Raw genomic sequence first — 21,785 nt, forward strand, 5'->3', positions numbered from 1 at the left:
AGATGCGAAAAAGCGGCGGAAGGGAGAATCCCTTCCGCCGCTTTTGCGCGCCGTTTTTGTGCGGTGCTGCCGTCCGGCTACTTGATGTACTTGAAGTGCAGGGCCGCCTGCAGGGCGCCGCCCACAATGCCGGCGTTGTTCTTCAGGTTGGCGGTGACCAGCGGGGTGCGCAGGTCCAGCATCGGCAGGAAGTCCTCGCTGCGCTTGGAGATGCCGCCGCCGATCACGAACAGGTCGGGGGAGAAGAGGAACTCCACGTGGGAGAAGTAGCGCTGCAGCCGCTTGGAGTATTCTTCCCAGCTGATGCCGTCCCGTTCGCGGGCGGACGCGGAAGCCTTCGTCTCGGCGTCGTGGCCGTCAATCTCCAGGTGGCCCAGTTCCGCATTGGGGACCAGCACGCCCTTGTAGATCAGCGCCGAGCCGATACCGGTGCCCAGGGTGATCACCAGTACGGTGCCGTCCACTTCGCGGCCGGCACCGTAACGTGCCTCGGCGAGGCCGGCGGCGTCGGCGTCGTTCATGACCTGGACATCGCGCCCGAGCGCCTTGGTCAGCAGTGCGTCGACGTCGGTGTCCACCCAGCTCTTGTCGACGTTGGCCGCGGAGCGGGCGATGCCGTGGGAGATGATGGCCGGGAACGTAACGCCCACCGGAACATCGGGGCCGGGTCCCTCCGGGCGGGAGGAGAGCTCGGCGACGATCTGCCCCACAACCCCGGCTACGGCTTCGGGGGTGGCCGGCTGCGGGGTGGGAATGCGGTAGCGTTCGCCAATCAGCTTGCCCTTGGACAGGTCGACAATGCCGCCCTTGATGCCGGTACCGCCGATATCAATTCCGATGACGGCGTCGACGTGCTTGTCGGACTTATGCTTCTTGGCCATGGTTCTCCAGTAGTAGTTCTGAGCTCGGTCTGCGGATTAGGGAAGGGTCAGAACTTCGGCGCCGTCCTCAGTCACGAGCAGGGTGTGCTCGAACTGCGCCGTACGCTTGCGATCCTTGGTCGTAACTGTCCAGTTGTCATCCCACATGTCCCACTCAATGGTTCCGAGCGTGAGCATTGGTTCAATGGTAAACACCATTCCCGGCTCAATCAGCCTGCTGTACGCCGGTGCGGCGTCGTAGTGCGGGATGATCAGGCCGGTGTGGAAGGCTTCGCCGACGCCGTGGCCGGTGAAATCACGGACCACGCCGTATCCGAAACGCTTGGCATAGGACTCGATGGTACGGCCGATGACATTGATTTCCCGTCCCGGCGCAACGGCCTTGATGGCCCGGCGCAGCGATTCCTGCGTGCGCTCCACCAGCAGGCGGGATTCCTCGTCCACGTCGCCCACCAGGAAGGTCCAGTTCGTGTCGCCGTGCACGCCGTCCATGTACGCGGTGATGTCGATGTTGATGATGTCGCCGTCGGCCAGTTCCGTGGTGTCCGGGATGCCGTGGCAGATGACCTCGTTGATGGAGGAGCACAGCGACTTCGGGAACCCCCGGTAACCCAGCGTGGAGGGGTAGGCATGGTGGTCGAGGAGGAATTCGTGCCCCACCCGGTCCAGCTCGTCGGTGGTGACGCCGGGGGCAATGTGCTTGCCGACTTCCACAATGGCCTGCGCCGCCACCTTGGAAGCAATCCGGATCTTCTCGATGGTCTCGGCTGACTTGACCTCGGAACCGGTGAAGGGGGCGGGTGCTTCCTTGTCCACGTATTCGGGACGCGGGATTGACGCGGGAACGCGCAGCCGGGGGCTCACGCTCCCGGGCGACAGGTGTCCAACGGGTGCTGCGGCAAGTTTTTGGGGCATACCATCGATCTTATCGCCAGCGGCTGCGGCCGGGGGACGAGCACACACCAAGCAACAGGAGGACAGCTGATGGCCGATTACTGGTTCAACGTCGTAACGCACGAGGTGGAGGAAGGCCCGCAGTCGGACTGGACGAAGCTGCTGGGGCCCTACCCTACCCGCGAAGAGGCCGAACTGGCGCTCCAGAAGGTCCAGGCCCGGAACAAGGCCTGGGACGCGGACGAGGACAACTAGCTAGAAGCTGTGCTCCGGGCCGGGGAAGGAACCGCTGCGTACTTCGTCGGCGTATTCCTTCGCCGCCCGGGACAGCTCGCTGCGCAGGTCGGCAAAGGCCTTGACGAACCGCGGCTGCTTTCCGCCGCGCAGCCCGGCCATGTCCTGCCAGACCAGCACCTGCCCGGTGGTGGCATTGCCCGCCCCGATGCCGATGGTCGGCACGCGCACCGCGGCGTCGACCTCGGCGGCCACATCCGCGGGCACCATCTCCATCAGCACGCAGAACGCGCCGGCCTCTGCCAGGGCCACGGCGTCCTGCACGACGGCGGCACCGGCTTCTCCGCGTCCCTGCACCTTGTAGCCGCCCAGGGCATGCTCGGCCTGCGGCGTGAAGCCGACATGGGCCATCACGGGGATGCCGGCGGCGGTCATGGCGCGCACATGGTCAACGTAGTGCCGGCCGCCTTCCATCTTGACGGCGTGCACCAGCCCCTCCTTCATCAGCCGCACGGAGGACTCGATGGCCTGTGCGGGGGAGACTTCGTAGGAGCCGAAAGGCAGGTCGCAGACCACCAGGGAGTGCTTGGCGCCGGCGGTGACGGAGCGGGCGAAAACAATCATCTCGTCCATGGTGATGGGCAGGGTGGTGGCGTGTCCCATCACGTTGTTCGCAGCGGAGTCGCCCACCAGCAGGACTTCGATGCCGGCTTCGTCGAAGATGCCTGCGGCGTACTGGTCATAGGCGGTCAGCATGGCGAACCTGCCGCCGTTGTCCTTGAGCTGCTGCAGGTGGGAAATGCGGATCTTCTTCAGCGGCGGTGCCGCGGGAGCTGAAGGGTCCGCGGGTGCGGCGGCGTACGGGGAAGGCTGTTCGGCACTGGTCATTACTTGAGCCTACTAAAGAACGGCCGCCGGGAACCGGCCCGCGGGTATCCGCCCGGCGTAACGCAACGGCCGCATACGCACCGCTGCGGCCCAAACCGCGCGCACGTAGGTAGAGTGAAGAAAGTTTCACATGCCCCTGAGCAGGTACAGAAAGAAGGTAAGGATGAACCGCCAGCAGGAATTCGTTCTGCGCACCATTGAAGAGCGCGATGTCCGGTTTGTGCGGTTGTGGTTTACCGACGTCGTGGGCTCGCTGAAGTCCGTGGCGCTGGCACCTGCGGAAGTGGAAGGCGCCTTCGAGGAAGGCCTGGGCTTCGACGGCTCCTCGATCGAGGGCCTGGCACGCATCTTCGAGTCCGACATGCTGGCCCAGCCGGACCCTTCCACCTTCCAGATCCTGCCCTGGCGCGGCGACGAGGAGCAGACGTCGCGGATGTTCTGCGACATCCTGACGCCGGACGGCCAGCCCTCCGCCGCGGATCCGCGCAACGTCCTGAAGCGCCAGCTCGCCAAGGCCGCCGACATGGGCTTCACCTGCTACACCCATCCGGAAATCGAGTTCTACCTGCTCAAGTCGGACCAGCTGGATGAAAACGGCGAGCCGGTTCCCGTGGACCGGGCCGGCTACTTCGACCACGTGCCCGGCGGCGTTGCCCAGGACTTCCGCCGCACCGCTGTGTCCATGCTGGAAGCCGTGGGCATCTCGGTGGAATTCAGCCACCACGAAGCCGGCCCCGGCCAGAATGAGATCGACCTGCGCTACGCCGATGCCCTGCAGACCGCGGACAACATCATGACCTTCCGCACGGTCGTCAAGGAAGTGGCGCTGATGACTGACTGCTACGCCAGCTTCATGCCCAAGCCCTTCTCGCACCACCCCGGCTCCGGCATGCACACGCACTTCTCGCTCTTCGAAGGCGATTCCAACGCCTTCTTCGAAGCCGGCGCCGAGTTCCAGCTGTCCAAGACTGCCCGCCAGTTCATGGCCGGTATCCTGCGCCATGCTCCGGAATTCACTGCGGTCACCAACCAGTTCGTAAATTCCTACAAGAGGCTCTGGGGCGGCGGGGAAGCACCCAGCTACCTTTCCTGGGGCCACAACAACCGCTCGGCGCTGCTGCGCGTGCCCCTCTACAAGCCGAACAAGGGGCAGTCCGCCCGCATCGAATACCGCGGCATCGACTCCGCCGCCAACCCGTACCTGTCCTACGCCGTGCTGCTTGGTGCCGGCCTGAAGGGCATCGAAGAGGGCTACGAGCTGCCGCCGGGCGCCGAAGACGACATTGAGAGCCTGAGCGCCGCGGAACGGCGCGCCATGGGCCACGATCCGCTGCCGGCGTCGCTGCATGATGCCGTGCGCGTTATGGAGGAATCCGAACTGGTGGCGGACATTCTCGGCGAGCAGGTCTTCGAGAATTTCCTGCGCAACAAGCGGGCGGACTGGAACGAGTACCGCCAGCACGTGACCCGGTTCGAGCTGCAGAAAAACCTGGGCATCCTTTAGGCGAAGGCACGGTACTACCCATGAGCCTGTCCCGGCGGATGATCGCCACGGGGTTCCACGACCTGGAGAAGAGCACCCGTTTCCTGGCCGCGCCCGAACTTGCCCCGGTGGATGAGGACGCACTGTTTGCCGGGTTCAACTTCTCGGCGGATCCGGACCTGGCACTGCAGTCGCTGGTGCGGCTGATCGGCCGTGCCCCGGAACTGGTGGACCTGGTCAACGCCGGTGCCGAAGAGAGCGAAGCGCTGTTCCGCCTGCTCGGCGCGTCCGAGGCCCTGGCGGAGTTCCTGATGCGCCATCCCGGTGACGTCGGGGTGCTGCAGCGCCAGCTGCGTGCCGAGCCCGGCAGTACCGACGGGGCGGCGCTGCGCGCCTCGCTGCTGGACGCCGTACACGCCGGCAGCGGAGCAGCCCCGGTGGCCGGGGTTACGGGCGCCGATGCCTACGTGGCGCTGCGCGCCCGGTACCGCCGGCACGTGCTGGACCTGGCCGTCCGCGACCTCGGGGCGGCGTCGCCCACGGACTACCTCCCGGCGGCCGGCCGCGAACTGGCCGACCTCGCCGGTGCGGCACTGGAAGCTGCCTTGGCTGTCTCCCGCGCGGAACTTGCGGCCAGCTACCCGGCCGAGGATATTGCTGCCGTAAAGCTGGCGGTGATCGGCATGGGCAAAGCGGGAGCGCGGGAGCTGAACTACATCTCCGACGTGGACGTGATCTACGTGATCGACGGCGACGGGCTGGACGAGCAGCGCGCCTCGGCCATCGGCACGGCACTGGCCGCCGGCATCTCCCGGGCCATTAATGCCTCCGCACCTGAGCCGCCGCTCTGGGAAGTGGACACGAACCTGCGGCCCGAGGGCAAGGACGGGCCCCTGGTCCGAACCCTGGATTCGCACTTGAACTACTACCAGCGGTGGGCGCACAGCTGGGAGTTCCAGGCCCTGCTGAAGGCGCGTGCCATGGCCGGGGATGCGGAGCTGGGACGCCGCTATGAGGAAGCGGTTGCACCCCTGATCTGGAGCAGCTCCGAACGGGACGGGTTTGTGGAATCGGTCCAGGCCATGCGCCGCCGGGTCACCCAGAACATTCCAGCCCACGAGGAGTCCCGGCAGCTGAAGCTGGGCAGCGGCGGGCTGCGCGACGTCGAATTCACCGTCCAGCTGCTGCAGTTGGTGCACGGACGCGTCGACGAGTCGCCGCGGGTGCGCGGCACCACGGCGGCGATTGCCGCCCTGAGCGACGCGGGGTACATCGGCCGCACCGACGCCCGTGCACTGGACGAGTCCTACCGCTACCTGCGGGTACTCGAACACCGGATCCAGATGGTGCATATGCGCCGCACGCACCTGATGCCCGAAAGCGACACCGCCCTGCGCGCCCTGGCGAAGGCCAGCGCCGGATCGCTGACTGCAGAGCGCCCCAGCGCAGACCGCCTGCGTGAGCAGTGGATGCGCACCAAACGGCTGGTCCGACAGCTGCATGAGAGCATCTTCTACCGTCCGCTGCTGAGCACCGCAGCGAACCTCAGCGCCGATGAGGTCCGGCTAAGCCCCGAAGCCGCGCAGGCCCGCCTGGCCGCGCTCGGATATGCCGATCCCCGCGGAGCCATGCGCCACATTGAAGCCCTGACCGTGGGGGTAAGCCGCCGCGCAGCCCTCCAGCGGCAGCTGCTGCCGGTGCTGCTGGCCTGGCTGGCCGACGGCGTGGATCCCGACGCCGGGCTCCTGGGGTTCCGGCGGCTCAGCGAGAACCTGGGGGACACCCACTGGTACCTGGGCATGCTGCGGGACTCCTCGGCGGCGGGGGAGCGGTTGTGCTCCATCCTGTCCTCCAGCCGGTTCATCACGGACCTGCTGGAAGTTTCCCCCGAGGCCACCGCCTGGCTCGGCTCCGACAAGGACCTGGTCCCCGTCCCCTTCGACACGCAGTGGCAGGAAATCCAGTCCAAAATGTCCCGCCATCCCCGGCCGGCGGAGGCCATGCGGCTGATCCGGCTGATCCGCCGCCGGGAAATGCTGCGCATTGCGGTGGCCGACAGCGCCGGACTGCTCAGCCAGCAGGAGGTGGGACAGGCGCTGGCCGACGCCGACCGGGCTGCTGTCCTCGGCGCCCTAAACGTTGCGGAGGGGGAAGTCTTCGGCAGCAGCGGCAAACTTACGGACATGCTGGTGGTGGCAATGGGCCGGCAGGGCGGCCGCGAAATCGGCTACGGCTCGGATGCGGACGTCATGTACGTGCACCGGCCCCTGGCCGGGGCTGATCCTGCGGCGGCGCAGGCCCAGGCCGAAAAAATCGTGTCCTCCATTTCGACCTTCCTGCAGCAGCCCTGCACCCCGGCCATCCTGGCCGAACGCACCCTGGTGCTGGATGCCGGGCTGCGGCCCGAAGGGCGGCAGGGTCCGCTGGTGCGCAGCCTGGAATCCTACCGCGGCTACTACGAGCGGTGGTCCCTGGCCTGGGAAGCGCAGGCCCTGCTGCGGGCCCGTCCGATGGCCGGCAGCGACGCCCTCGCCGAAGATTTCATGGCGCTGATCGACCCGGTGCGCTACCCCGGCGAGGTTACCGACAAGGATGTGCGCGAGATCCGGCGCATCAAGGCCCGGGTGGAGGCGGAACGGCTGCCCCGCGGCGCCGACCCCTCCCGCCAGCTCAAGCTGGGCCGGGGCGGGCTGAGCGACGTGGAGTGGCTGGTACAGCTGCTGCAGCTCCAGCACGCCCACCGGATCCCGGAACTGCGCGTCACGGCGACCATACCGGCACTGGACGCGATCGAGGCCGCGAAGCTGCTTCCTGCTGCCGACGTCGAGACGCTGCGGCACGCCTGGCTGCTCGCCAGCCGGATCCGAAGCGCAAACGTTATCCGAGGCGGCCGCAACGCCGATGTCCTGCCTTCGTCCCGCCGGGAACTGGATGCCGTGGCCCGCTGGTGCGGCTACGGCGCAGGTCAGGGCGGGGTCCTGGAGGAGGATTACCTGCGCGACACCCGGCATGCGCGGGCCGTTTTCGAACGGTATTTCTACGGCTACGGGACGTAGCTCACGTTTCTACGGGCCGTTCCGGTTCGTTGCATTGCCACTGCTCTAGGTAGTCTCTATGGGGGCATTTGCGGCGCCAGCCGCAGTGAAAGAGCTAGGAGACGTTAACTTTGCTTAGTGGCAAACGGGCCTTTAAGGGCCCGGCTAAACTGGCCGTACCGCTGACCGCATTCCTCGCAACCCTGGCTTTGCTGCTGGGTGTACCTGCGGCCGGGGCTTTCGCAGCGGACGGCGTGGAGGATAAATCCTTCATCGTCGGCACCGACACCACCTTCGCGCCGTTCGAGTTCCGCCAGGACGGCGAACTCGTGGGCATCGACATGGACCTTATGAACGCCATCGCCGAGGAAGAGGGTTTCGGCGTCGAAATCCAGTCCCTGGGCTTTGACGCTGCACTGCAGTCACTGCAGTCCAACCAGGTGGACGGCGTCATTGCGGGCATGTCCATCACCGACGAACGCCGCAAGGTCTTCGACTTCTCGGACCCGTATTTTGAGTCCGGCATCCAGATGGCCGTTGCCGAGAACAATGATGACGTCAAGGGCTATGAGGATCTGCGCGGCAAGCGTGTTGCCGTCAAGACCGGCACCGAGGGCCAGACGTTCGCAGAGTCCATCAAGGGCGAATACGGCTTCGAAGTGGTTGCCTTTGCGCAGTCCGCGCAGATGTACGACGACGTCAAAGCCGGCGGTTCCGTTGCCGTGTTCGATGACTACCCGGTGCTTGCCTACGGCGTGAAGTCCGGCAACGGGCTGAAAACCGTCACGGAGAAGGAAGCCGGCAGCTCCTACGGCTTTGCCGTTAACAAGGGCACCAACGCCGAACTCCTCGCGGCCTTCAACGAGGGCCTCGCCGAGCTGAAGGCAAGCGGGGAGTACCAGGAAATCCTGGACACCTATCTTGAGGCAGGCGCCGCGGATTCCAGCTTCTGGGCCCTGGTCACGGACAACGCTCCGGCCTTCGCCAAGGGGCTGGGCCTGACCCTGCTGGCCACCGCACTGTCCCTGTTCTTCGCGCTGATCCTGGGTGTCTTTTTCGGCTTCCTGAAGGTCGGCAACTACAAGGTCCTGCGCGGCATCGCCACCATCTACGTGAGCATCTTCCGAGGCACTCCCGTTCTGGTCCAGGCGTTCTTCTTCTACTTCGGCCTGCCGCAGATCATCGACCGTCCCGTGGATGTCCTGACTGCCGGCGTGTTGACGCTGAGCCTGAACGCCGGTGCCTACATGACGGAGATTGTGCGTGGCGGCATCCAGTCCGTGGACCCGGGCCAGATGGAAGCGGCCCGCAGCCTGGGGCTGGGCTACGTGAAGACCATGCAGAAGGTCATCATTCCGCAGGCCATCAAGATCATGACGCCGTCCTTCATCAACCAGTTCGTCATCACGCTGAAGGACACGTCGCTGCTGGCCGTCATCGGCTTCGCGGAGTTGACCTACCAGGGCCAGCAGGTTTACGCCGTGAACTTCCGCACCGCGGAGGTCCTCCTCATTGTGGCTGCGCTGTACTTCATCGTCATTACGGCGCTGACCAAGCTGGCTGACGTCTTGGATAAGAGGTTTAACAAGTGAGCAAGATCGAAACCATCGGGCTGCGGAAGTCCTACGGCTCCAACGAGGTGCTCAAGGGCCTGGACGTGGCTGTGGCCGAGGGCGAAGTAGTATGCGTCATCGGTCCCTCCGGCTCCGGCAAGTCCACGTTCCTGCGCTGCCTGAACAAGCTGGAAGACATCACCGGCGGCACGGTCTCGGTCAACGGCGTCAACCTGACCGATCCGAAGGTGGACCTGAACTCGGTCCGCCAGCACATCGGCATGGTTTTCCAGCACTTCAACCTGTTCCCGCACATGACCGTGCTGGAAAACATCATGCTGGCCCCGGTGCAGCTGAAGAAGGCATCCAAGGCCGAGGTCCGCAAGACCGCCCTTGCCCTGCTGGACCGGGTGGGCCTGGCAGACAAGGCCAACGCCCGCCCCGCACAGCTTTCCGGCGGCCAGAAGCAGCGCGTGGCCATTGCCCGTGCGCTGGCCATGAAGCCGGACATCATGCTCTTCGACGAGGCCACCTCGGCCCTTGACCCGGAGATGGTGGGCGAGGTGCTGCAGGTTATCCGTGACCTGGCCAAGCAGGGCATGACCATGGTGGTGGTCACCCACGAAATGGGCTTTGCCCGCGAAGTGGCGGACCGCGTGATCTTTATGGCCGACGGGCACATCGTGGAGGAAAACGTCCCCGACCAGCTCTTCGGCAGCCCGCAGGCACCCCGCCTGCAGGACTTCCTGGCAAAGGTGCTCTAGCCCGGGCCCAGCTGTGCCCGCAGTGGCCGCCTGCCGTTGTTCGTTATGCTTCTGGGCATGACTGAACTGACCGGTACGGCGGCCACTGTCGTTTTGCTGCGGGACTCCGGCGCCGGGCCCGAGGTGCTCCTGCTGGAGCGCCCGACGGCGGGTTCCTTCGGCGGCGCCTGGGTCTTTCCCGGCGGCCGGGTGGACCCCGGGGACCGTCGCAGCGGTGAACCCGAAGCCGCGGCCGCCCGTCGGGCCGGGACGCGCGAGACCGGTGAAGAGACCGGCCTGCTGCTGCATCCGGAAGACCTGGTGCCGTTGTCATGCTGGTATCCGCCGGAGAACATCCCGCGCCGGTACCAGACCTGGTTTTTCGCGGTAAAGGCACCAGCAGGCGATATCCGGCTCAACCCGGGAGAGCTGCTGAACCATTTGTGGCTCGCCCCCGCTGAAGCCTTGGACCGGCACCGCAACGGCCTGATGCAGCTGGTACCGCCCACATGGGTCACCCTGTACGGCCTGCAGCAGGACAGCGGCGCCGATGCCGCCCTGGCCCGCATCTCCGCCGCGGAACCGGAAACCTTCCGGACCCGCCCGCTTGCCGGGTACGGCACAGTCAAGGTGGTCGGCTGGGAAGGGGACGCAGAGTACGACGGCGCGGCGTCCCCGGTGGATGGAACGTCGGCAGTGCCGGGATCACCGGCGCCCCGGCACCGCCTGGTGATGGACGGTACGAACTGGCGGTACGAACGCAGTTAGCTGCACCGGGGACGGCCGGCGGCGGGTGAGCCGCCGTCGGCACGCGTTCCGGCGGGTACACTCCCTGCATGGGGTTTACCGGGGTTTTGATGATTGGATGCGGTGCTGTGCTTTCGTGGGCGGCGGAGGCCACCGCCAGGGGCCGGATAGGGATCAACTCCCTGGTTGGCATCCGGGTGGGTTACGTGACCGCTTCCGATGCGGCGTGGCTCGCCGGCCACCGTGCAGCCCGGGTCCCGACCCATGCGGCGGCCGCTGTTTTCGCCGTACTTGGCGTGTTCGCGCTTGTCTTCCGCGGCTCGGAAGACGTGGCCGGTTTTGCGGTGATCGCCGGATCAGCGGCGGTACTGGGGCTGGTCCTGTGGGCCGCGGTTCGAGCCAACCGGGCCGCTTACCGGGTTGTGGCTCAGGAACGGGCGGTCCCGGGCGTTCCGGTCCCGCACGGTAGCAAGCCAGGGCAGTCTGCCCCTGAGTAGGGCCGGGTCGTGACGCCGGAACCGTTGCGTGCATCCGTCCCTGAAGGCGGCTACGAGCTCGCGCTGGCCCGGCCGGTGGACCGGCTCCCCGGTCCCGGTGCGCTGCCGGGCGGATGCCTGTATGAACCCAAATGGGACGGTTTCCGGGTTGCCGTCATAGTCACCGGCGCCGGTGCGCGGGTTCAGTCCCGCAACGGGAAGGACCTCACCGCAGTGTTTGCGGAGCTGGCCGCCGCCGCGGCGGACCAGGTGCCGCCCGGGTACGTGCTGGACGGCGAAGCCGTGGTCTTTTCCGGCGACCGGCTGGACTTTGATGCCCTGCAGAAACGCTTGGTGGCAGGACGGGAAATCGCCGCCCTGGTACGTGCAAAACCGGCGTCGTTGGCAGTGTTTGACCTGCTGGCCGTAGACGGACAGGACATCCGGAGCATACCCCTGCGGGACCGCCGCGCGCTGCTGACGGAACTGGCCCGGAGTTGGCAGGCCCCGCTGAACCTTTCGCCGGTAACATCCGATCCGGACACGGCTGAGCAGTGGCTGCGGGACCTGCCTGCCACGGGCATCGAGGGCCTGGTGATCAAGGGGGCCGGGCAGGCCTACGCGGGCGGGCAGCGTCAGTGGCTGAAGCTGCGGCACCGGGACACGGTGGAGGTCCTCTGCGGGGCGGTCACCGGTTCGCTGGCGCGTCCGCGGGAGGTGGTGGCCGGGCTGGTCATTGACGGCGAGCTGCGGATAGTCGGGCGCAGTGCCCCGTTGAAGCCTGCTGCTGCCCGAATGCTGGCGGCACATCTGAACGCTTCCGGCGACGGCCACCCCTGGCCGGAATTGATCAAGTCCGCTGCCATGGACCGGTTCAACGCTGGAGCGGAGCCCACCCGGATCATCCGCGTGGAGCCTGTGGTGGTTGAGGTGTCGGCGGACACCGCGTTTACGGGGACCTCGTTCCGGCATGCCTTGCGCTTCCTGCGGCCGCGTCCGGACCTGGATCCCGGGGATATTGAGCTGCCTGCCGCGCTGCGCTGAGGGGTCCGGCACCGGTGGCGGATCAGGCTTCTTCCAGAAACCCCAGAACCTGTTTCCGCGCCTTCCTGCCCTCGGGGACGGGCAGAAGCGGATAGACGTGGACGCCGCCGTCGGCCACCTGCAGGGACACTTGGCCGCCTGCAGCCCGCATGCGGGTTTCCAGCTTGCGGATGTCGGGGTACGGCAGGTCCCGGGTCCCGGCAAACAGCAGTGTGGGCGGCAGCCCGGCAAAGCCGCCGTAGAGCGGGCTGACGCGCGGATCCGTCAGCGGGGTTCCTGATGCCCAGGCGCGGGCGGACACGCGGAGCCCGGTGCGGCTGAGCCACGGATCATGCTTTTCCACCTCGTCCAGTTCCGGGTTCTCCATCGCCAGATCCACCCAGGGGGACAGCAGGACCATGCGGCCCGGGGCCGGCAGTGACAGGGCCGGCAGCTGCTGGGCGAAGGCCAAAGCCAGTCCGCCGCCGGCCGAATCGCCCGCCAAGGCCACCCGCTCCGGCGGGATGTCGGCCAGGATCGATTGGTAGAGCGGTGCCAGCAGCGCAGTCGTGTCCCGGTGGCTGTACCGGGGCGCCAGGCCGTACAGGGGGACTTCAACGCGGTGGCCGGCGGCGGCCAGCCCGGCGATAAAGCGCCAGTGCCAGCCGGTGATGGGGCTGGTGTAGGCGCCCCCGTGCAGATACATCACCGCGGAGGCGGAGGCGGAGGCAGAGGCGGAGGCAGGGCGCGGGTCGCGGGGCTGCACGCTGTAACAGGTGAAGCCGTTGAGGGTGCGTTCGTCCACCCGGAAACCGCCCCGGAGCCGGCGGGGCGGAGGCGACGGGCGCTTGGGCGCTGTGAGCCGTTTCTCCGCCCGCCCCGCGGTTGCCGTCAGGGGTTTCCGGGTCAGCCACAGGTATGGCGTCAACAGCCTTAGCGGCATACTAGCCATCGAACACCCCTTCACCCCGCTTAGAACAAGACGCAAACCTGCCGGAAGACTACACGGTTGACACGCACCACCTGAGCCCGGAACGTTTCTGGCATGCGCAAAGTGACCTCGTCCCTGTTCAGCTCCGTTGACGGCGTGGTGGAATCACCCAACCTCTGGCAGTTCGACCACTTCGATGAGGACATGGGCCCGGCCATGGAAGCCGCTTTGGCCGATATGGACACGGTGCTGATGGGCCGCAAAACCTACGAGCAGTGGGCCGGCTACTGGCCGGACCCCGCCCACGACGACGGGTTCGGAGACTTCATCAACCCGGTTCGGAAATACGTGGCGTCCCGGACCCTGGACGGACCGCTGGAATGGGAAAACTCCTCGCTCATCGAGGGCGGGCTGGAAGACTTCGTCACAGCCCTGCGCGGGAGCGAAGGCGGCACCATCGGCATCCAGGGCAGCATCTCCGTGGTCCGGCAACTGCTCTTCGCCGGGCTGTTGGACGAACTGACCCTGATGGTCCACCCCGTCGTCGCCGGCGGAGGTGAGCGGCTCTTCCGGCCGGAAGACCCCACTACCCGGCTCGAACTGAAAAGCTCCCGGATCACGTCCTCCGGCAATGCCCTGCTCACGTACGCACGGCGTGCGGACTGACCAGCGTGCGGACTGATCAGCCTGCGGACTGATCAGCTGCCGGCAAGTGCGCCCGGACGAAGTCTGCCACCGGCCCTGCCATTCCAGCTCCGATGACGTCCGCCGGCCGCCTCTGCCCGCGGACCTCGAACGAATGGTTCCCGCCCTCAACACGCTGGATCACGGCATTGGGACCGATCCGTTCGGCGACAGGTTCGAGTTCGCCCGGCAGGGCAAACGGATCCCTTGTGCCCTGCAGGAACAGCATCGGCAGGGGAAGTCCGTACAGGTGGGCATCGCGCAGCTTCTCGGGCTTCCCCGGCGGATGCAGCGGATAACCCAGATACACCAGCCCGGCGGCAGGCATCCCCTCCGCTACGGCCATGGACGCCATCCGCCCGCCGAAGGACTTCCCGCAGGCCCACACCGGCAGATCGCCGCCGCGCGAAAGCGCTGCGTCCATGGCCGCCTTCCACGTCTCGACGGCTACCGGCGCCTTGTCCGGAAACTTCCTGCCCGCCTCCCGGTAGGGAAAGTTGAAGCGCAGCGTGGCCAGGCCGGCGTCGTTCAGCGCATCGGTGAATCCCGTCAGGAAGGGGTGCTCCATTCCGGCTCCGGCACCGTGCGCCACAACGACGACGGCGGCGGACTCTGCAGGCCGGGCGAAAACCGCTGAAGGAACTGCTTCGCCCATGGAGAGGGAAAACGGTTCGAACTGCATGTGTCCTAATCTACTGCAGTCCCGGGGGTCTCCTCCTTGAGAGCGGGCGCCAATGCCTCTAGACTGGATAACGGACAGGATTTGAAGGCCAAGGCGCGCTTACCGGCGCCAGCGCACGTATAGATCGCATATGTAGATCGTATGTACACAGCGCAGCCTCTCCTGAAACCCCGCGGTCCGCCTTGGGCGACGAACCGCAGTCACCACTCCGGCGCTGAAGCCACACCAGAAGGAACCCGCCGGTGTTCGGCGTGCCCGGAGTTCCACCACATGCCTCTGAAGGGAGCACCAACTATATGTTGAAGCACGTCGCCGTGACGCGCACCAGGACCACCACTTCACGATTCACCGCACAGATTGCCGCTATTTCGGCCGCCTGCGCGCTGGTTGCCGGGGGAGTATCCGCAGCCGAGATCGGTATGCTGAATGCGGAACCGGCCCCGAGCCCGGTCATCGCCGAGGCATCCGCCTAGCGCACAAGCAGCACACTGTGCAGCGCTTGCAGTAGACGGGGCGCAACGAAGTCTGCGCCGTCGTTCCCGTACCGGGAATGGCGGCGTTTTATTTTGGGCTTTTCCGGTCCATCGGCGGGCGCTCCTAGAATGGAGGGCACACAACCACTACATTCGCGCAGGAGCACCGTGCCCAGAGGCAAACATCATCCGCCGCGTCCCAAGCCGGCCAACAGTGAGGGGATGCTCATCGCCAATGACCTGAAAAAGGAGCGCGGCTGGACGGACGGACAGATTAAGACTTTCCTGCCGGAACCGGATCAGACGGCCCGCAACCCGTTCTCCCGTAAGGCCGCGCCGATGAAGCTGTACGCGCTCGAGCGCGTAGAGGCCATCGAGGCTACCCCGGAGTACCGGAAGGCCCGCGAAGCCTCCCGCAACCGCCAGCTGGCCGCCCGGGAACGTGCCCTGGTGAAGAAGAAGGCCGCCGTCGCCGTCGCGCAGTCACTGGACCTGCGCATCGTCCCGGAGCCGTGGGAGAGCGTGCAGCGCAAGGCGATTGAACACTTCAACGGCCGGCTGCGCGGCAAGCAGTCCCCGGCGAGCCTGTCCACTGCACCGTCGCGGCTGAACCGGCTGACCGTGAACTACCTGCGCCACCAGCAGACCTCCTACGAGGCGGAGCTCAAGGAGTTCAAAGGAGTGGTGGGCGTTGGTGAAGCGTACCTGGTGGTCCGCAACCGGATCCTGGACCTGATCGCCGCTACCTATCCGCAGCTGGCCGCGGAGTGCGAATGGCAGAAGTTTGACGCCCCGGATCTGCCCGACGGCGTGACACTGTAGGACGGCGCCGGCGATCATCCTCTATCTGGAGCAGCACGACGGTCGATGGGAAGTCGTGTGACATCAATTTCAAGCCGTGGGATAACTGTTCGCTGTAGCCACCCTGATCTCCGGCCTACGATTTTGATTAGGCGGGCGGTCTGCCAATTGGTCGGCTCGGCCGTATCTCAGTGCCTATTATTAAACCGATCAGCGACCTGACAGTGGATTTGCACATCAGCTATAAGCGCAAAAATGCAACTCCACGTATCGTTCCTAGCCGTGCTCAGAAAGATAGAAATGCAGTCCGCGCCGCTACTATGAAGAGTATCGCGATAGTAGAATTCCGTGGGTGCAAGTCCGCGTTGGTGGATTATGGGTAATCGCGTGTACGAACGCCGTGACACCGCAAAGGCAACCGACGATCATCAATATTACCAACAGCGACCACATGGTCCCCCTTATGCTCAAGGGTTCATTTTAGAACACCAGTTATGGAAAATATTATGAGACACACTCCAAATGCGATACAGCCAAAGATAGGGAACATGAGAAGCGTGCCGGTTCCGTTTGGGTCCTCCACCGGTTTGCCAGGCACAAAAACCCGGAACCTGGAGTCAGCAAATCTACTTAGTCTTTCACGCTTGACAGTGCACTTCCGAATGGAAACAACAAAGACAGGGCGGGGCCGGAATCCCACGGAAGGTTCCGGCCCCGCTGTTTGTAAGAAATAGCGAATCTAGGATCAAGGTCAAAAATTATCGACGTCTAGATTGGTAAACGGTTCCCGCGATTGCGGCTACGCCGAGTAAGGCCATGGCTGCGTATAGCCAAGCCAAAGAACTAGTTCTTATCAGGGCGCTTGTTAAGAGCATCACAGAAAATATTGTGTATAAAGACATAGAGATAAGCCAAAGCCGACGGCCCAAAGTGTCTCCTTTCGACGGCCATACCTACCGCAGACGTAATCTTAATCAATTATCAGTGGAACGGGCGGTAGAGCTTGACGCGGATAAAAAGGATCGTCGCAAGCAACGACGGTGGACGTTCCCGCCGCTGCTCCGCCTATCAAGGCCAGGGACAGATTAATAGCCGCTCCTGCGCCGATTGGACCCGTCACGGGAATAGATGCGGCCGAAAACACGATAGCCGCAGCTGACACCAGCAGCGCTCCTTGAGAGAAAGCGCACTCGCCTGCCAGGAGACCGAGTGGGTCCGAGTTGTTGATTGGATCATTGGCGGAGTAAGCATAACGGTTGGCATTAGCTGGGTCCAGGGGCGCGTCCAAGGTGTCCATTTGGGTCCAGCGGCCGATGCCCGGGTTGTACCAGCGTTGTCCGTATTTTACCCAGCCGGTGGCCCGGTCTTGGAGCCCGATCTTGAAGGTGTACGGGTTCTGCGGCACACCCAGGCCCCCGGAGTCTTCGGTGAGGGTGGGCTTGCCGTAGGGGTCGTAGGCGTAGGCGAAGGCCACATACTTGCCGCTGGTGATCAGGGCGGCGGGGTTGCCGGTTCCGTCGTAAACATACAGTGACTGCATGCCGGAGCTGGTGCGCAGCATCAGCGGTTCACCGGTGACGGGGTCGTGTTCCACATAGGCGGTGAGGTTGTCCTTCTTCAACTGTTCGATCACCGGTTGGCCCTGGGCGTCCGTTCGGCCGTAGGTGAGCTGATAGGTGCCCTGAGGCGTGGTCTGGGACAGCAGCTCGTTCTGGGCTGGGCCTGCGTATTTGTAGGTGTAGGCCTTCCCGCCAACGGTGGCTGTCGTCATCTGTTCGGCCCCGTTGTATTTGTATGATCCGGCGGGATCGGCGGTGAGGTTCCCGGCGCCGTCGAAGGCGTACCCGGCGGTGGTGATTTGATTGGCGGCGTTCGCGGCCAGGGTTTGTGTGCCGGAGGGGCCGCCGGCGGTGAGCCGGTTGCCGCGGGCGTCGTAGGTGTAGGTGTAGGTTGCCGGGGAGGGCCCGCCGGTGACAACTGCTTTGGTGAGCCGTCCTGCCCCGTCGTATGTGTAGGCGGAGACAGCCCCGGACAGGTTGTCCTTAATCCACTGGACCTTGGTGCGGTCCGAGGCGGGGTTGGGTGTGCAGTTAGGTGCCGTGGTGCCTGTGGTGTAGCAGTAGGACAGGTCCATCACCGGGGTGTTGTCAGTATTGCCCGGCCCGGTCTGGGCGGTGACGCGGGTGACCTTCCCAGCAGAGTCGTAGTCGGTGTGGGTGTGGGCGGCCCACCCGGTGCGGTCCTTGTTGGCCTGCAGCCAGGAGTCGGTACGCCTGCCTTTGTCATCGACAGCGAACGCGAGGGTCTTTTCCGTACCGTCCAGCAGATATTTCAAGGCGGCCGGCACCCCGGCGTCGTCGAACTCGTATTTGGTCGTGCCGCGGCTGTCGGTCGTAGCGACCAGGTTGGAGGCTTTGTCATATCCGTAGTCGATCGTTCCGCCGCCTGCGGAGTTGGCACGGGAGGTGAGGCGTCCGAGCCGGTCGTAGGCGTAGGTGGTGGTGCCGGAGCCGTCGACGCGTTTGGTGGTCCGGCCGTCGGCGTTGTAGGTGTAGGTGATTTTCCCGGTGCCGTCGGAGAAGGATTGCGTGAGGATCCGGCCGAGGGTGTCGTAGGTGTAGGTGGTGGTGTTCCCGCGCCCGTCGGTGGCCGTTTTGGTTCGTCCCCATTCGTCGTAGGTGAAGTCCTTGGCGGCCAGGGAAGAGCCGGTCACCGGGGTGACCCGGGTGAGCTGGTGCTCGGCGTTATAGGTGTATTTAGTGGTGTTGGTGCCGTTGCCCGGTGCCTGTGCGGCTGCCACGGTGCCGTCGGCGCTGTATGTCAACGCGGCAGTGGCGGCGAGGGCATCGGAGGAGGAGAGCATGTTCCCGGACCCGTTGAAGGTGTAAGTGCTTTTATTCCCGGCATCGTCGGTGCTGGAGGTGGCCAGGTACTTGGTGCTCGCTGCTGTGTTGCCGTATTCGGCCTTACCGGTTGCGCCGGTTGAGGACTGGGACCCGGTGAGGGACTGTCCGGTGTTGGCCCCGTAGGTGTTGGTGGTGGTGCCGGCACTGGTGCCGGTGCCCTGGGTTGCGGTGAGGGTATCGAAGTCCGCGGTATAGGTCTTGGAACGGGTACGTCCGACCGCGTCCACGACATTGGTGACCCGCCCGGTGCCGTCCAGGGTGTAGGTGGTGCGCGGGACGGCATTCACGGCCGCGGCCTGATCGGTATTCGGTCCGGCGAGCAGCACCTGGGTGGCCGAGACGTAGGAGAGCCTGGTGGTGGAATCGCCGGGAGAACCCGCACTGTCGTTCAGCTGCTCAATCTTCGTGACGCGGCCCTGGTTATCGTACGTGAAAGTCACTGCCGATCCCGCGGGCGAGGTGATCCGGGTCAACAGCGACCCGCTGTAACCGAACTTTGTGGATTTGCCGTTCACGTCCTGGTAGATGACCATGTTCTGGCTGTAGTCGTCCTTGCCGAAGGTCGCAGACCGGGTGCTGCTGCCAGCGGTCTGGCTGATTTTTTCGACCAGTCCGCTCTGGGACCCGTAGCTGACGGTGGCGGTGCGGGCCGCCTCGCTGGCCCGGGTTCCAACGATCTTCGTCGGTCGGGCACCGTTGTAGGCCAACGTGGTTGTGTTGCCGTTGCGGTCGGCCAGGGAGACCGCCTTGCCGTCCGCGTTAAACGTCTGGACCTCGGCGGTGGTACGGGAAGTCAGCGTATATCCGGTGGCGGTCTTAACCAGGTCGGCCTTCACGCCGGCCGGGGGGGGTGAAAGCTGTGGTGGAACCGGAAACCGGGGTGAAGAGGGCGGAGTAGCCATCCCCGGAGGTGAAGAGGACTCCTTTAGACGTGGTGGAGAGGGTGCCGGCGGAAGCCAGGGCCAGATTCCAGCGCGGACTGGTGAACGACGATGCGTCGTCCGTGGAACGGGAGTTGTAAACCATGCCCAGGCTCGCGTCGCCGTTAATGCCGGGAAGGCTGAGGGCACCGATGGACACGGAGAGGTTGCCAGTTCCGACGTCCACAGTGGCGCTGACCGTGTCGCTGACCGGCACCGGTAACGGGGTTGCCCCGGGACGGGACCCCAGGAGTCCTAAGGTGTTCTGCGCCCCGGTTGATGCACCGGGAACGGCTAAAGGTGCGTAGGCCTGGACCGGGCCGGCGAAGCCCAGGACCAGGGCTGCGGCCGTTGCGGCGGCAGCAAGCGAGCCGGCTTTTTGGGCACGGCGGGATAGCGCTATGGACATGATGACCCCCGAGAAATCCGAGACTGACGCGGAGGCTGATTGCTCCGGTGAGTGCACGCTAAGCCTGGGGCATGTCCTTTGTCTGTAGCAGTGGAATACCCGTTTTCTCGCCGAAATACAGGTAGTTGCAGATTGTTGGAACTTCGAGGCAACGCCGGGAACGAAGGGGATGCGTCTCAATGACTTCGAGGAAATTTCTCACCGCACCTTCAGCACCAACCCCTATCTGCCTACTGGTGCGCCTCATTGTTGATTGCTTAAGGCCTCGATGTGAAAGTAGTTCCGCGGTGCCTGCGTCACGTCTCAGTGAAGGTGACACTGGATACTAACGGGCAAATGTTCCCGGATAAAGAAGAGTCCGCACGTGCAGCCCTCACCGAAGTGCTGGCCGCTCGTGCGGACTCCTTGCGGACTAAACCCCGTTTAGCCGCGGATTCCAGCTAGACGCCGTAGTAGAGCTCGAACTCGAACGGGTTCGGACGCATGGCCAGGGGCAGGATCTCGTATTCACGCTTGTACTCGATCCAGCTGTCGATCATGTCCTGGGTGAACACGCCGCCGGCCTGCAGGAACTCGTTGTCGTTCTCCAGGGCCACCAGTGCCTCTTCGAGCGAACCCGGAGCCTTCTGGATGTGCTTGGCCTCTTCGGGCGGCAGCTCGTAGAGGTCCTTGTCAATCGGGTCCGCCGGCTCAATGCGGTTCTTGATGCCGTCCAGGCCTGCCATCAGCTGGGCCGAGAAAGCCAGGTACGGGTTGGAGGAGGGATCCGGTGCGCGGAACTCGAGGCGCTTGGCCTTCGGGTTGGAACCGGTGATCGGGATGCGGATGGCAGCGGAGCGGTTGCCCTGCGAGTAGACCATGTTCACCGGGGCTTCGAAGCCCTTGACCAGGCGGCGGTAGGAGTTGACCGTCGGGTTGGTGAAGGCCAGCACAGCCGAAGCGTGCTTGAGCAGGCCGCCGATGTACCAGCGGGCCAGGTCCGAAAGGCCGGCGTAGCCCTTCTCGTCGTAGAACAGCGGCTCGCCGCCGTTCCACAGCGACTGGTGGCAGTGCATGCCCGAACCGTTGTCACCGAAAATCGGCTTCGGCATAAAGGTGGCGGACTTGCCCCAGGCGTCGGCGACGTTCTTGACGATGTACTTGAACTTCTGCAGGTCGTCAGCGGCGTGCGTCAGCGTGGTGAACTTGTAGTTGATTTCGGCCTGGCCGGCGCCGCCGACCTCGTGGTGGGCGCGTTCGACGGCGAGGCCCACGTTGTCCAGCTCGACGCTGATGGCGTCGCGCAGGTCGGCCTGCTTATCAACCGGAGCCACCGGGAAGTAGCCACCCTTGTACGGGGTCTTGTTGCCCAAGTTGCCGCCGTCTTCCTCGCGGCCGCTGTTCCACGGTGCCTCGATGGAATCCACCTTGTAGAAGCTGCCCTTGGGGGCGGATTCGTACTGCACGTTGTCGAAGATGTAGAACTCGGCCTCGGAGCCGAAGAACGCAGTGTCGGCGATGCCGGTGGACGCGAGGTAGGCCTCGGCACGCTCGGCAACACCGCGCGGATCGCGGTGGTACGGCTCGCCGGTGCGCGGGTTCACGATGGAGAAGTTCAGGGCCAGCGTCTTCTCGATGCGGAACGGATCCAGGAACGCCGTGGTGACGTCGGGGATGAGCTGCATGTCGGATTCGGCGATGCCCTGGAAGCCACGGATGGATGAGCCGTCGAACAGCTGACCGTTGACGAAGAAATCGGCATCTACGGTTTTGGCCGGCACGTTGAAGTGCTGCTGCACTCCGGGAACGTCGGTGAATCGGATGTCGACGAACTTCACTTGCTCGTCAGCGATGAACTTGAGGACTTCGTCCGCGTTCTTGAACATCGTTTCTGTGCTCCTATACAACTGTTTGGATGGAGGACCTCGGGCTGCAAGACCAAAGCTGGCGCCCGGTCCTTTGACCGTCCGGCGCAACACCTTGACCTTAGAAGGACCCGGTTTCCCGGCGGTGACACGTGTGTTTCCGGCACGTTACGCAGTC

Annotated in this window: 19 protein-coding genes; 11 read left to right on the top strand and 8 right to left on the bottom strand. The window is 64.9% G+C overall.

Going from position 1 to position 21,785, the window contains the following annotated elements:
- Positions 1-77: 77 nt before the first annotated feature.
- Together ppgK and map are read right to left on the bottom strand one after the other, a co-directional pair.
- Positions 78-881, bottom strand: a complete 804-nt coding sequence (ppgK, locus tag QNN98_RS06965; protein ID WP_227910872.1) for a polyphosphate--glucose phosphotransferase — start codon at positions 879-881, stop codon at positions 78-80.
- A gap of 36 nt (positions 882-917) precedes the next feature.
- Complete coding sequence (gene map / locus QNN98_RS06970) at positions 918-1,796, bottom strand: type I methionyl aminopeptidase (RefSeq protein WP_227910873.1); 879 nt, start codon at positions 1,794-1,796, stop codon at positions 918-920.
- A 69-nt stretch (positions 1,797-1,865) separates the two neighbouring features.
- Between map and QNN98_RS06975 the strand changes: the two genes are divergently transcribed.
- On the top strand, positions 1,866-2,030 hold the full coding sequence (locus QNN98_RS06975) for an SPOR domain-containing protein (RefSeq protein ID WP_227926574.1): 165 nt from the start codon (positions 1,866-1,868) through the stop codon (positions 2,028-2,030).
- On the opposite strand, the gene panB is transcribed toward QNN98_RS06975, so the two are convergent.
- A complete protein-coding gene (panB, locus tag QNN98_RS06980; RefSeq protein ID WP_227926573.1) occupies positions 2,031-2,897 on the bottom strand; it encodes a 3-methyl-2-oxobutanoate hydroxymethyltransferase in 867 nt (288 codons plus the stop codon). It abuts the gene before it with no gap.
- A 163-nt stretch (positions 2,898-3,060) separates the two neighbouring features.
- Between panB and QNN98_RS06985 the strand changes: the two genes are divergently transcribed.
- From QNN98_RS06985 to QNN98_RS07015, 7 genes are all read left to right on the top strand, one after another.
- Positions 3,061-4,401, top strand: a complete 1,341-nt coding sequence (locus tag QNN98_RS06985) for a glutamine synthetase family protein (protein ID WP_227910876.1) — start codon at positions 3,061-3,063, stop codon at positions 4,399-4,401.
- A gap of 20 nt (positions 4,402-4,421) precedes the next feature.
- Positions 4,422-7,436, top strand: a complete 3,015-nt coding sequence (locus QNN98_RS06990; protein ID WP_283996628.1) for a bifunctional [glutamine synthetase] adenylyltransferase/[glutamine synthetase]-adenylyl-L-tyrosine phosphorylase — start codon at positions 4,422-4,424, stop codon at positions 7,434-7,436.
- A gap of 110 nt (positions 7,437-7,546) precedes the next feature.
- Positions 7,547-9,007, top strand: coding sequence for an amino acid ABC transporter substrate-binding protein/permease (locus tag QNN98_RS06995; RefSeq protein WP_227926571.1), 1,461 nt, complete (start codon positions 7,547-7,549; stop codon positions 9,005-9,007).
- Positions 9,004-9,732 carry an amino acid ABC transporter ATP-binding protein gene (locus tag QNN98_RS07000; RefSeq protein WP_227910879.1) on the top strand — a complete coding sequence of 243 codons (729 nt, stop codon included), beginning with the start codon at positions 9,004-9,006 and terminating at the stop codon, positions 9,730-9,732. The genes QNN98_RS06995 and QNN98_RS07000 overlap by 4 nt, the downstream gene beginning before the upstream one ends.
- A gap of 57 nt (positions 9,733-9,789) precedes the next feature.
- Positions 9,790-10,479, top strand: a complete 690-nt coding sequence (locus tag QNN98_RS07005; protein WP_227910880.1) for an NUDIX hydrolase — start codon at positions 9,790-9,792, stop codon at positions 10,477-10,479.
- 68 nt (positions 10,480-10,547) lie between these two features.
- Positions 10,548-10,955 carry an SdpI family protein gene (locus QNN98_RS07010; RefSeq protein ID WP_283996629.1) on the top strand — a complete coding sequence of 136 codons (408 nt, stop codon included), beginning with the start codon at positions 10,548-10,550 and terminating at the stop codon, positions 10,953-10,955.
- A 9-nt stretch (positions 10,956-10,964) separates the two neighbouring features.
- Positions 10,965-11,978 (top strand): ATP-dependent DNA ligase, encoded by a 1,014-nt coding sequence (locus QNN98_RS07015; RefSeq protein WP_283996630.1) that lies wholly within the window; start codon positions 10,965-10,967, stop codon positions 11,976-11,978.
- 22 nt (positions 11,979-12,000) lie between these two features.
- Here QNN98_RS07015 and QNN98_RS07020 read toward each other — a convergent pair whose 3' ends face one another.
- Positions 12,001-12,885 carry an alpha/beta hydrolase fold domain-containing protein gene (locus QNN98_RS07020; protein WP_283996631.1) on the bottom strand — a complete coding sequence of 295 codons (885 nt, stop codon included), beginning with the start codon at positions 12,883-12,885 and terminating at the stop codon, positions 12,001-12,003.
- Positions 12,886-13,002: 117 nt separating this feature from the next.
- Here QNN98_RS07020 and QNN98_RS07025 point away from each other — a divergent pair, with 117 nt between their 5' ends.
- Positions 13,003-13,554, top strand: coding sequence for a dihydrofolate reductase family protein (locus QNN98_RS07025; RefSeq protein WP_283996632.1), 552 nt, complete (start codon positions 13,003-13,005; stop codon positions 13,552-13,554).
- Between the two features lie 16 nt (positions 13,555-13,570).
- On the opposite strand, the gene QNN98_RS07030 is transcribed toward QNN98_RS07025, so the two are convergent.
- On the bottom strand, positions 13,571-14,254 hold the full coding sequence (locus tag QNN98_RS07030; protein WP_227926566.1) for an alpha/beta hydrolase family protein: 684 nt from the start codon (positions 14,252-14,254) through the stop codon (positions 13,571-13,573).
- Positions 14,255-14,568: 314 nt separating this feature from the next.
- On the opposite strand from QNN98_RS07030, the gene QNN98_RS07035 reads away from it, so the two are divergent.
- Together QNN98_RS07035 and QNN98_RS07040 are read left to right on the top strand one after the other, a co-directional pair.
- The gene (locus QNN98_RS07035; protein ID WP_283996633.1) at positions 14,569-14,727 is read left to right on the top strand and encodes a hypothetical protein; all 159 of its coding nucleotides are present in this window, start codon (positions 14,569-14,571) and stop codon (positions 14,725-14,727) included.
- Positions 14,728-14,895: 168 nt separating this feature from the next.
- Complete coding sequence (locus QNN98_RS07040) at positions 14,896-15,549, top strand: hypothetical protein (protein ID WP_227926564.1); 654 nt, start codon at positions 14,896-14,898, stop codon at positions 15,547-15,549.
- A gap of 949 nt (positions 15,550-16,498) precedes the next feature.
- On the opposite strand, the gene QNN98_RS07045 is transcribed toward QNN98_RS07040, so the two are convergent.
- From QNN98_RS07045 to glnA, 3 genes are all read right to left on the bottom strand, one after another.
- Positions 16,499-19,270: an RHS repeat domain-containing protein gene (locus tag QNN98_RS07045; RefSeq protein ID WP_283996634.1), complete on the bottom strand. Its 2,772-nt coding sequence runs from the start codon at positions 19,268-19,270 to the stop codon at positions 16,499-16,501.
- Positions 19,251-19,763, bottom strand: a complete 513-nt coding sequence (locus QNN98_RS07050) for a hypothetical protein (RefSeq protein WP_283996635.1) — start codon at positions 19,761-19,763, stop codon at positions 19,251-19,253. Before QNN98_RS07050 ends, QNN98_RS07045 begins: the two co-directional genes overlap by 20 nt.
- Before the next feature lie 440 nt (positions 19,764-20,203).
- The gene (gene glnA / locus QNN98_RS07055; protein ID WP_227910888.1) at positions 20,204-21,628 is read right to left on the bottom strand and encodes a type I glutamate--ammonia ligase; all 1,425 of its coding nucleotides are present in this window, start codon (positions 21,626-21,628) and stop codon (positions 20,204-20,206) included.
- Positions 21,629-21,785 lie beyond the last annotated feature (157 nt).

The sequence above is a fragment of the Arthrobacter sp. zg-Y1143 genome, assembly GCF_030125565.1.
GTDB lineage: Bacteria > Actinomycetota > Actinomycetes > Actinomycetales > Micrococcaceae > Arthrobacter_B.